This is a genomic window from Acidovorax cavernicola, assembly GCF_003581445.1.
This window is the reverse complement of the sequence record NZ_QXMN01000336.1, coordinates 1-595: the sequence shown is the minus strand read 5'-3', so window position 1 is coordinate 595 and position 595 is coordinate 1. Positions and strand designations below refer to the sequence as shown.

Below are 595 nucleotides of genomic sequence, written 5' to 3'. Positions count from 1 at the left end.
GGCGCGTTTCACGCCGCATGTGGTGCTCGAAGTCGATTCGCTGGCCATGGTGATGGCGGCCGTCGACGCGGGCCTGGGCTCGTCGCTGCAGCCCTGGGCGGCCATGGGCCGTTTCGAGGACGCGGCGCAGCGCTTCGAAGCGGCGCTGATCACCGACAAGGACGCGCAGCGCACCAACCTGCTGTGCAGCCTGTCCGAAGACGAACTGTCGCCGGCCGCGCTGGCCGCGCGCGTGGTGCTGGTCGACTGCGTGCGCGAACTGGTGCAGTCGGGCGCCTGGAGCGGCACCTCGCCGATCCATCACGATAACTGATACCCCCATGCACTAAGCCCCCTGCACCGGGGCCGGGTTGATTCCTACAGTTGAGCTCCCCACGAGAGAGACTGCAAGGAGAATTCCCATGGACACCGATGTTCTGGTCATCGGTGGTGGCAACGCCGCCCTTTGCGCCGCCCTGATGGCGCGCGAAGCAGGTGCGCGCGTGCTGCTGCTGGAGTCCGCACCCCGCGAATGGCGCGGCGGCAACTCCGCCCACACGCGCAACCTGCGCTGCATGCACGACGCGCCGCAGGACGTGCTGGTCGAAGCCTACCC

At 68.4% G+C, this 595-nt stretch carries 2 protein-coding genes; both read left to right on the top strand.

The annotated features are described in order from the left end of the window. On the top strand, positions 1-313 hold a 313-nt coding region (locus tag D3H34_RS33515; RefSeq protein WP_350308492.1), incomplete at its 5' end, for a LysR substrate-binding domain-containing protein. A gap of 88 nt (positions 314-401) precedes the next feature. Continuing rightward, on the top strand, positions 402-595 hold a 194-nt coding region (locus D3H34_RS33510; RefSeq protein WP_119558925.1), incomplete at its 3' end, for an FAD-dependent oxidoreductase.